The sequence below is a fragment of the uncultured Alsobacter sp. genome, assembly GCF_945952055.1.
Lineage (GTDB): Bacteria > Pseudomonadota > Alphaproteobacteria > Rhizobiales > Beijerinckiaceae > Alsobacter.
Window position 1 is genome coordinate 103,328 of the sequence record NZ_CAMFHB010000019.1, and the last position, 7,602, is coordinate 110,929.

Here is a 7,602-nt window from a genome sequence, read left to right on the forward strand (position 1 = left end):
TCCTCACAGGGTGATCACCCGCTTCTCCCAGGGATGGACGGGAATGAACCGGCTCGGGACCTCGACCCCGTTCTCGCCGACGATCATCGACGTGATCGTGCGGTAGCCGTCGATCCCCGGGCGATAGATGCCGGGCTCGTTGGAAAACACCATGCCGGGCGCGACCACGGTGACGTCGCCGGGCGCGAGCCACGGAGCCTCGTGGCCCTCGATGCCCATGCCGTGGCCGATGCGGTGGCGCAGCGTGTCGCCGAGGCCCGCGGCCTTGATCGGCTCCAGCGCCGCGTCGTTGACGGCGGTGCAGGCGGCGCCGGGGCGCAGCGCCGCGATGGCGGCATCGTTGCTGGCCTGCATGGCGTCGAGGCAGCGGCGCTGGTCGGCGTTCGGATCGCCCAGCACGAAGGTCGCGCCGCTCTCGGCGTGGTAGCCGCCGAGGCTCGCGCCGATGCCCGCGATCATGGTCTCGCCGGGGGATGGCCGCCGCGCGATGACCTTGCCGTGCGGCAGCGCGCCGCGCGGGCCCGTGTGGACGGTGCCGGTGATGCCGAGCTTGGTGCGGCCGAACGCGGCTGCGTGATCGCGTGACAGGGCCGCGCTGGCGGTCCCCATGCCGTGCGCGAGGATGTCGAGTTCGGTGCCGCCGCCCCGCACGATGTCGGCGGTGCCCGACAGGATCGCTTCGAGACACAGGTCGGCATAGCGCGCCGCGGTGCGGGTGAGGAGCAGCTCCTCCGGCTCCTTGACGTAGCGCTGGCGCTCGACGAGGTCGGTCACGGCCAGCGCCGCCACGCCGTCGCGCGCGGCGTCGAGCAGCTTGACCGGCAGGGTATCCACGGCGACGCGGCGGCGGCCGATCTCGCCCAGCATCCAGAGGACGGGGTGCACGACGCCGGGGAACTCGTCGTAGGTCCGGACGTCGGCGATCCAGCCATCCTCGGCGTTCTCCTTCTCGAGCAGGGGCACGAACAGGATGGGCTCGCCGTCGACGGGCACCCAGGCACCGACAGGCCGCTCGTTGGCCGAGTGGAAGAAGCCGGTCGCGTAGATCACGTTGCCGGTGGCGAGCATCAGCAGGCCGTCGTGGCCCTCGCGCTGCAGCGTGCGGCGCAGGCGGTCCTGGACGCGGCGGTAGAAGGGCTCGGCGAGAGGAGCGGGGGACACGGTCGTCATCATGCACCGACCTCGATTGCAAAGGGAATGCCGAGTTCGCCGGCGAGCGCCTTCAGGTCGTCGTAGACGGCCTTGTCCAGCGGCACGCCGTCCCGGCGTTTCTGCGTCTCGCGCCGGTGCTCGAGTTCGCCCGGCACGAGGACCTCGCTGAAACCAGGCCGTAGCCGGCTGGTGCGGATGTCGTCGACGAGGCGGGCCATGCGCTCCTGGAAGGTCGCGAGCGGCATGAACCACTCGACGTCGATCGCCGTGAAGGTGTGAGCGACATCCTGCCGCAGGGGGTCCGAATAGGGCGTGCGGCCGAAGGCTCCGCCCGACACCACGCCGGTCATGACGTCGGTCATCAGGGAGAGCCCATAGCCTTTGTACTGGCCGATGCCGAGCAGGGCGCCCTGCATGGCCGCCACGGGATCGTCGGTCTCCTCGCCGTCGGGCGTGAGTGCCCAGTCCAGCGGCATCGGGCGATTCTCGCGCGCATGCCATCGCATCATGCCCTTGCCGGCCGTCGTCAGGGCGATGTCGAGGATGACCGGAAACCCATGGCCGCCCGGGGCGCCGATGGCCCAGGGGTTCGTGCCGACCATGGGCGTCGCACCGCCCCAGGGGGCCATCTCCGGCCCCGCATTGGTGAAGGCGATGCCGATGCACCCGGCATGGACTGCCTCATGGGCGTGCACCGCCGAGGAGCCGTAGTGGGTGCTGCCGCGCACCACGACGGTGCCGATGCCGCAGGTCTTGGCCTTGGTGACCGCGAGCCGCATGGCGCGCACCCCGGTGACGCTGCCCAACCCGTTGTGCGCATCGACCAGAGCGAGCGCCGGGCTCTCCTTGACGATCTCGAAGCGTGCACGCGGATCGATCACGCTGCCCCCGATGCGCTCGCGATAGGCGCGCAGCCGGCGTACGCCCTGACCCTGTCCGGGATGGAAGCGCAGTTCGCTGTAGACGAGCGCTCCGGCCGTGATCGCGGCCTGCTCCTCGTCCAGCCCCATGGCGCGAAAAGCGGCCTGCGTGAAGCTCAGGAGGCGGTCGGCATCGACGGCCATGGTGTCGATCGGCCGCAAGGCTGCGGCGGCCTCTGGCAAGGCGCTTGCAGGGTCGTGGCTCGACGGTGAGGAAGGCTGGGACACGGGAGGCTCGTCTTTCGGCAAAAGCGGAGTTGGCGTCTTCAATCCCGCATTGCAAAGCAGGACGAACGCCTATTAGACTGTAGAAATGTATTACAATCGACAAGGGGGATTTCGCGGCAAACCCGCGCTTCGTCCCCCGGTCGGTCGACTCGACCGGAGCCACGGCACAGAGGGGGTGCCTCGGCGAACCGGAACCAAACCCCCGGCATGATGGAGATGTTCCATGACGCGTAGGATGGGCCTGAAGGGACGCATCGCACTGGCGCTGGCCGGTGCCGCTGCCATCCCGGCCCTGGCGCTCGCCCAGGCGCCCGGACCCAACACGCTGGTGATCGGCTACGGCACGGATGCCAGCACGCTCGATCCCGACGACATCAGCTCCCGCGATACGGCGAACATCGCCCAGCACATCTTCGGGACCCTGTTCCAGATCACCGAGTCGGGCTCGATCGTTCCCTACCTGGCGCAGTCCTACACGGAGTCCGAGGACGGCACGAAGCTGACCTTCAAGCTCAATCCGGGCCTGACCTGCCACGATGGCGAGAAGCTGACCGCCGAGGACGTCGTCTACTCCTTCAAGCGCGCCGCCGACCCGGCCATGAAGTTCACCGGCAACACGCCGGGCTTCGTGTTCTCGTCGCTGGGCTACAAGGACGCCAAGGTCATCGACGACCTGACCGCCGAGATCTCGATCGCGAAGTACAATCCGATCGCGCTCGGCATGGTCGCCGAGGTCTACATCCACTGCAAGGACAGCTACGAGAAGATGACGAAGGAGCAGGCGGCGCAGAAGCCGATCGGCTCCGGTCCCTATCGGTTCGTCGAGTGGGTGCGCTCCGACCGCATCGTCATCGAGAAGGTGCCCGGCTTCACGCTGCGTCCCGCCAACTTCGAGAAGGTTGTCTGGCGCGTCATTCCGGAGGCCTCGACCCGTACGGCCGAACTGCTGGCCGGCAACGTCGACATCATCACCAACGTCGCGCCCGACCAGATCGGAACGGTCAACAAGAGCGCCAAGGCGCAGGTCGCCCCGGTGAGCGGCACGCGCCGCATCTATGTCGGCTTCAACCAGAAGGACGTGTTCGCCAACACGCCCGGCGGCAAGGCGATCCAGAACCCGGCCGTGCGCCGCGCCCTGCAGTACGCGGTCGACGTTCCGGCCATCTGCGAGCAGCTCCTCAACACGACCTGCAAGCGCGCGACGGGTCTCGTGAACCCGCCGAACGACAATCCCGCGCTGCAGCCCTATCCCTATGACCCGAAGATGGCCGAGAAGCTTCTCGACGAGGCCGGCTTCCCGAAGAAGGACGGGGTGCGCTTCGAGATCACGATGCAGGCGCCGCGCGGCCGCTACCTGAACGACGCCAACGTCGCTCTCGCCGTCGGCCAGTACCTCACCGACATCGGCGTGAAGACCAAGGTCGAGCTGATGGAGTGGGCCTCGGTCTACACCCCGCTCATCCGCAAGAAGGAAGCCGGCCCGCTGTTCCTGCTGGGTTCGGGCGGCGGCACCTGGAACGCGCTCTACGACATGGCCGACCTGTCCACCCCGGACGCCGGCACGAACTACACCAACTGGAACGACCCGGACTTCTTCAACGGCTGGGCCGACCTGGCCCAGAAGAAGCCGGCCGCCGAGCAGCGCAAGACCATCGACCAGATGCTCAAGGTCTTCTACGAGAAGGGGCCGTGGCTGCTGATGTACTTCCAGCCCGACTTCTACGGCGTCAGCACGCGCATCGACTGGAAGCCGCGCCGCGACGAGAAGATCTACATCAACGAAGCCAAGCTGAAGTGATCGAGCGCGCCCCGGCCGAAGCGGCCGGGGCGTGTTACCCTGATACGCGGGTGCCGGCCCCTGGCGGCCGGCATCATCTCGTGATGGAGTGCCCCCACGCATGTGGACCTATGTCGGGCGGCGACTGCTGCAGAGCGTCTTCGTCATCATCGGCGTGACCGTGATCAGCTTCGTCGCGCTGCACATGGGCGGCGACCCGACCTACCTCTTCGTCAGCGAGCGCGCGACGGCCGAGGAGATCGCGGAGACCCGCGCCAAGCTCGGTTTCGACAAGCCGCTTCCGGAGCAGTATCTCAGCTTCGCGGCGGGCCTCGTGAAGGGCGACCTCGGGACGTCGCTCACCTACAAGACCCCGACCGTCGACGTCATCGCCCAGCACTTTCCCGCGACCCTCGAACTGACGATCGTCGCCATCCTGCTGGCCATCCTGGTCTCGGTGCCGCTCGGCATCCTGGCGGCGCTCAAGCGAGGAACAGCCATCGACGGCGGCATCATGACGCTCGCGATGTTCGGCCAATCCATGCCGAGCTTCTGGCTCGGCATCATGATGATCCTGTTCATCGGGCTGGGACTGGGCTGGCTGCCGATCTCCGGCCACGTGCCGGTGCTCGATCCGCTGCTCCGGGGCGAAGTCCTCACCGCGATCCGCAACATCCCCGAGGCCGCGCGCTACGTGGCGATGCCGGCGCTGACGGTCGCCTTCTTCTCGATATCGCGCAATGCGCGCCTCGTGCGCTCCTCCATGCTGGAGGTGCTCGGCCAGGACTTCATCCGCACCGCCCGCGCCAAGGGCCTTGCCGAAGGCGACGTCGTGGTGGGCCACGCGCTGCGCAATGCGTGGCTGCCGGTCGTGACCATGCTCGGCCTCGAGTTCGGGTTCATGCTGAGCGGCGTCGTCGTGGTGGAGACGATCTTCTCCTGGCCGGGGCTGGGCCGGCTGGTCTTCAACGCTATCAACCAGCGCGACATCCCGCTCGTGCAGGCGGCGGTCGTCGTCTTCGCGGTGACGTTCGTGAGCCTCAACCTGCTGGTCGACCTGATCTATGCGCGCCTCGACCCGCGCATCCGCCTGAGCTGAGGAGCGAGCCTCGTGACAGATGCCTCCACCGGCATGACCACTGCGGCGACGGCGGAAGCCGCCGAGCCCTCGGCCCGTCGTCGCACCGCCCGTCGCGCCTGGCGCAGCCTCCTGCGCGCGCGCTGGCCCGTGCTGGCCATGCTGATCCTCGCGATCGTCGGACTGGCCGCGGCCTTCGGGCCATCCTTCGCCCCGCGCGACCCCAACCGGCAGGCGATCATGGCCCGCCTCAAGCCTCCGATGGCCGTCGACCGGCAGGGCAAGGTCGACTACGTGCTGGGCACGGATGCGCTCGGACGTGACGTGCTCTCGCGCCTCATCTACGGCGCCCGAATCTCGGTGGTCGTCGGGCTCGCGGCCGTCGTGATCGGCGGCATCCTCGGCACCGTCCTGGGGCTCGTCGCAGGCTATTTCGGTGGCTGGATCGACGACCTGATCATGCGAATAGCCGATATCCAGCTGGCCTTTCCCTTCGTGCTGCTCGCCATCATGTTCCTGATCGTGCTGGGGCCGGGGGTGTGGAACCTCATCATCATCCTGGGCATAGGACAGTGGGTCACCTACGCCCGCATCGCGCGCGGTCAGACCATCGCCCAGCGCGAGAAGGAATATGTCGACGCGGTGAAGGCGCTCGGCGCCCGCACCTCGACCATCCTGTTCCAGACGATCCTGCCCAACATCCTCGCCCCGCTCACCGTCATCGCCTCGTTCAACGTCGCGAGCGTGATCCTGTCGGAGGCGGCGCTCTCCTTCCTCGGCCTCGGCGTGCCGCCGACGGTGCCGACCTGGGGCGGCATGCTCGCGGAGAGCCGCGACCAGCTGCTGGCCGGGCGCTGGTGGCTCGCGATCTTCCCGGGCGTGGCCATCATGGCCACGGTCCTCTCCTTCAACATCCTGGGCGACTGGCTGAGGGACTTCCTCGATCCGCGCCTGCAGACCACGGGCTGAGACCATGGCCGACGACAGCATGAAGGACATCTACGCCTGGATCGACGCCCATGCGGGCGAGGCGGTCGCCGACCTGCAGGAGCTGGTGCGCCAGCCCTCGATCTCGGCCCAGAAGGTAGGGCTCGAGGAGTGCTGCGAGCTGGTGCTCGCCCAGATGAGGCGCGACGGGCTCGACGCCCACCGCCACGAGCTCGATGGCGGCCCGCCGATCATCGTCGGCCACATGACGACGCCGCGCTCGAAGAAGACGATGCTGTGCTACTCGCACTACGACGTGCAGCCGCCCGAGCCCATCGACGCGTGGAGCCATGGCGGGCCCTGGTCGGCGGCCATCGTCGACGGCATCCTCTATGGCCGGGGCGCGACCGACAACAAGTCGGGCGTGCTGGCCTTCAACAAGGCGGCCAAGGCCTTCATGGCGGTGCGCGGCGAGCTGCCGGTGAACCTCAAGTTCATCATCGAAGGCGAGGAGGAGATCGGCTCCCTGCATCTCGGCCCGTGGGTCGAGAAGAACAAGGCGCTGCTCGAGGCCGACGGCATGCACTGCCTGGACGGCTCGGTCGACACCTCCACGCTGCTGCCGGACATCGACCTCGGCCTCAAGTCCGTGCTCTTCGTCGAGCTCATCGCGCGCGGCGCGAAGTCCGACGTCCACTCGCTGAACTTCCCGCTGCTGCCGAGCCCCGCATGGGACATCGTGCGGGCGCTCAACACCATCATGGACGAGAACCGACGCATCCTCGTGGAGGGCTGGTACGAGGGCCTTTACGAGCTCGACGCGGACGACGAGCAGGAGCTGGTCGACAAGGCCAAGCGCGTGAACCTGCAGGACATGCGCGACGAGTGGGGCATCAAGGAATTTGCGCTGGGCCGCGACGGCGTCGAGGCGATCCGGGCCCGGACCTACGAGCCGACCGCCAACATCCAGGGTCTCTTCGCGGGCTACACGGGCCCCGGCATGAAGACCATCGTGCCCAACGAGGCGCGGGTGAAGATGGACTTCCGGCTCATCCCGAACATCCAGCCGGACAAGGCCATCGCAAGGCTCAAGGCCCACCTCGTCAAGCACGGGTTCGGCCACCTGGAGGTGCAGTACCGCATGAACGCGGAGCCGCCCTACAAGATCTCCGTGCGCGAGAGCATGGCCCAGGCGATCATCGCCGCCGCCACCAAGGTCTATGGCGAGGTGCCGATCGTGAACGGCGTCTCCGCCGAGGGCACGATCCTGCGCCACGTGTGGATCCCGTGTGTACTCACGGGCTTCGCCAACCCCGGCGCGAACCTGCATGCCCCCGACGAGAACATCTCGGTCGCAAGCTACATCCAGGGCATCAAGTACGCCGCCACCATCATGGAAGAGTTCGGCAAGACGGGTTGAGGTGTGGTCGGGCCCAATCCCTTTAACCTGACCCGCTCCGCGTCTTGGCCGGGCTTGGTGTACAGACCGGAGACATGGTGAACACTCGTTCGGGGACATG

6 protein-coding genes are annotated in these 7,602 nt (G+C 67.8%); 4 read left to right on the forward strand and 2 right to left on the reverse strand.

Features of this window, described 5'->3' with window-relative positions; all coding sequences use genetic code 11:
* Positions 1-3: 3 nt before the first annotated feature.
* Positions 4-1,173 carry a Xaa-Pro peptidase family protein gene (locus Q0Q47_RS15585; protein WP_293861622.1) on the reverse strand — a complete coding sequence of 390 codons (1,170 nt, stop codon included), beginning with the start codon at positions 1,171-1,173 and terminating at the stop codon, positions 4-6.
* A complete protein-coding gene (locus tag Q0Q47_RS15590) occupies positions 1,170-2,216 on the reverse strand; it encodes an Ldh family oxidoreductase (RefSeq protein ID WP_293861625.1) in 1,047 nt (348 codons plus the stop codon). Before Q0Q47_RS15590 ends, Q0Q47_RS15585 begins: the two co-directional genes overlap by 4 nt.
* Positions 2,217-2,523: 307 nt before the next feature.
* Here Q0Q47_RS15590 and Q0Q47_RS15595 point away from each other — a divergent pair, with 307 nt between their 5' ends.
* From Q0Q47_RS15595 to Q0Q47_RS15610, 4 genes are all read left to right on the forward strand, one after another.
* Positions 2,524-4,098 (forward strand): ABC transporter substrate-binding protein, encoded by a 1,575-nt coding sequence (locus tag Q0Q47_RS15595; protein ID WP_293861628.1) that lies wholly within the window; start codon positions 2,524-2,526, stop codon positions 4,096-4,098.
* 100 nt (positions 4,099-4,198) lie between these two features.
* Positions 4,199-5,176 carry an ABC transporter permease gene (locus Q0Q47_RS15600; protein WP_293861631.1) on the forward strand — a complete coding sequence of 326 codons (978 nt, stop codon included), beginning with the start codon at positions 4,199-4,201 and terminating at the stop codon, positions 5,174-5,176.
* Between the two features lie 12 nt (positions 5,177-5,188).
* Positions 5,189-6,124 carry an ABC transporter permease gene (locus Q0Q47_RS15605; protein WP_293861634.1) on the forward strand — a complete coding sequence of 312 codons (936 nt, stop codon included), beginning with the start codon at positions 5,189-5,191 and terminating at the stop codon, positions 6,122-6,124.
* Positions 6,125-6,128: 4 nt separating this feature from the next.
* Positions 6,129-7,502, forward strand: coding sequence for a M20/M25/M40 family metallo-hydrolase (locus tag Q0Q47_RS15610; RefSeq protein ID WP_293861637.1), 1,374 nt, complete (start codon positions 6,129-6,131; stop codon positions 7,500-7,502).
* Positions 7,503-7,602: the final 100 nt, after the last annotated feature.